The sequence below is a fragment of the uncultured Campylobacter sp. genome (assembly GCF_938015785.1).
GTDB lineage: Bacteria > Campylobacterota > Campylobacteria > Campylobacterales > Campylobacteraceae > Campylobacter_B.
The window spans coordinates 1-2,963 of the sequence record NZ_CALLWC010000002.1 but is presented as its reverse complement, the minus strand read 5'-3'; the positions used below and the strand labels follow the sequence as shown (position 1 = coordinate 2,963).

Sequence of the window (2,963 nt, the reverse complement as noted above, 5' to 3'; positions counted from 1 at the left end):
TCGCCTGCGGAGCTAGCGGCGATATCGTGAGATTTACAGAGATGAAAGAGAGCATCCCTCCGCTTGATGCCGCAGCTGCTGTGTGCGAATACTTCGGCATCCCGCACAATATCAAAAAGGGCGAACTCAGCGAGGAGCAAAAGGCGCAGATCGAGGCTAGAGCAAAGCTTTTGCAGGAGCAAAACGAAGCTCGCGCAAAAGCGGACGCCGCCAAGAGGGCCGCCGCCGAAAAAAGGATGCGAGCCCGTATTGCGTCCATCGCGCCGGAGCTTATCTCAAATTTTGAAGCCATAAGACCGACGCTCATAGAAAACGGACTGCGCGGAATTTTCGTAAACTACGAAGCCCCTACCTTTCTGACCTATTCCAAGGACGCGATAGGATATTCGCACGAACATCAAAGCATAGCGATCATCATTCGCGACGAGCGAGGCATGCCGCTAAACATCAAATATAGAGAAAAATTTGCTTGGGATAGTAAGGCTCGCGCCGTAAGCTCCGAGCGTATGAGCGGCAAATGGATAGGCGAAAGCGGAGCTGGCGCGGCACCGTTTCCGATTAGATATTTTTTAGACAACCCGGACGATCGCGTCATCGTCTGCGAGGGCGAAAAAGACGCCTTGAATTTGATGAGCTTCAACGTAAACGCCCTAACTTTGGGCGGCGCGGGGAGTAGATGGGACGAGCATCTGGAGCTGCTGCGCGGCAAGGACGTCTATATCTGGTTCGACCACGACGAGGCGGGATATGAAAACGCGATCAAAAGATATTATGAAATCAAGCCCGTAGCGCGAAACACGCACATCGTGCTGTTTTATATGCTCGAAAAAGACCTGAATAAGAAATATGACATTAGCGACTGGCTCTACAACCATACCTCAAAGATCACAAACGACAATATGTTTGATCTGCTGGCGTTTAGCTGCTTCGAGCCTACCAATATCGTAATCGATGAGATTTGCGATTATTTTCCAAATTTGCGCGAAAAGCTGGCGCCCTTCCGACGCGGCAAGATAATCCATTATTTTGATGAAATTTTTGGCGAGTTCTTGCTAACCGATAAGAACGGCAACTGTATCAATATATTCACCGTCAGGGGCGAGTTGGACGAACCCTACATCAATACTATCCTAAAAAACGCCAAGGCGCTCAAGAAGTCGGATAGCGATACCTACGAAAGGATCAAGAGAGCCTTTTTCGACGGCGCGCTCATAGGCGAGATCGCCCAAAAAGATTGGGATAAGTATAGCGCAACGTTCGACAAGCTACTCCAGATAAACAAGACCGTGCTTACGAATTACCACCAAACCCACATCGTGGATATGGTGGAGAGTTTCCTCGCTTCCGTAGAGAAGCTCGGATATCCTTTCGCGCAATATAAGGGAGAGCTGTATTTCTGGACGAAAACGCATTACGCTAGGGTCGATCTACGCGTGCTAAACCACTTCCTGCAAGAGTATTGGATGCCGAGGGCTTGCGTGGACGTGAAGAAAAAGAGCGTGGATAACTCCACGAAGATCATTGAAAATTTACTTAACAAAGCCCACCCGCTCGATACGCTCAAGCGCGACGAGCAAAGGCGAGTTATAAATTTAACCAACGGCACAATCTTTATTTCCAAATACGGGAATATCACCTTTAAATCGCGCCACGAAAAGGGCGACGGCGCGCTTAATATTTTGGATTTTGCATACGATAAAAACGCCGCTTGCCCGAAATGGAATAGATTTCTACGCCAAATTTTAGCGGACAAAGACGACATCAAGACCTTGATGGAGTTTATCGGATACTGCTTTCTGCCGAGCCACGAATTTGAAAGTTTTTTGTTTCTATACGGCAAAAGCGGCGCCAACGGCAAGAGCGTTATCTTAGATACCATTCGCAACTTTTTTGGCGAAGACAATGTCTCAAGCCTCCAGCTTCAGCAGTTTGAGGGACACCAGCTTTACGGACTTAGCAATAAGCTCATCAATATCGGAACCGAGATCGACAAGAACGGCACCGACAAAGGGCAACTTGCAAATCTAAAAGCCCTCGTATCCACGAAGGACAGTATTATGATAAATCCAAAAAATGAGAAGCCTTTTAACCTTTTGCCGAACGAAAAGCCCAAACTCGCCTTTTCGGGAAACGCCAAGCCGAAGCAGGGCGTGGATAACGCAACGCTTCGCAGAATGGTGCTTATTAGCTTCGATAAGGAGATCAAAGACGGGCAAAAGATTAGAGGGCTTAGCGACCGCTTTAATGACGAGATGGCGGGGATTTTTAATCTGGCGCTTTCCGGGCTTATGAGGCTCGTAAAGCAGGGCAAATTTACCCGCTCCAAGCGAATGCTAAGCGAGCTTGAGGAATATAGGGACGACGTCAATCCTATGCGGGCTTTCGTAAGAGATGCCGTAATTCCCGATGAAAACTATTTCGTGCCAAATAAATACCTCTATATCCTCTACAAGACATACATCGAGGACAAGGGCGGCACCCCGCAGAAAGAAAAAAACTTCTATGCAAATTTTATCGACGAGTGCACGATAAACAATATCAAGGTTGCCCGCGGAAGAAGACGGATGCCATATCCTTTGGCGGGACTAAGCGGTGATAGGCCTCATTGCGTATTCGGAATCCGGGCGAATGAAAATTTGGATTTTAACAAAATCAACGTGGACGGCAACTTTATAGAAGTTGGCGCCCTAAGCGAATATCAAATCGGGGGAGCAAGAGGCGATGATGAAGAATAACCTTGTCCCACGATACAGGCTTTTGTCCCGCTATCGTCCCACTATTTTGATTCGATGTCGGGACAGCGAAACTGCGGTAAAATCGGCTCTAGGGGCTCGTTGTCCCAGCGTCCCACCATTTTCGCTTATATATTCATATATTTTTATTACTGAATTTAAACTTAATCTACCTTTGATTTTTAAATTTTTTTCTACCGATTATATAGGGAAAATGATGGGACAGAAAGA

General features: G+C 47.2%; 1 protein-coding gene. It reads left to right on the top strand.

Features of this window, described 5'->3' with window-relative positions; translation table 11 throughout:
- A partial coding sequence (locus Q0393_RS00015) for a phage/plasmid primase, P4 family (protein WP_298976954.1) occupies positions 1 to 2,735 on the top strand: 2,735 nt, incomplete at its 5' end.
- Between the last annotated feature and the right edge of the window lie 228 nt (positions 2,736 to 2,963).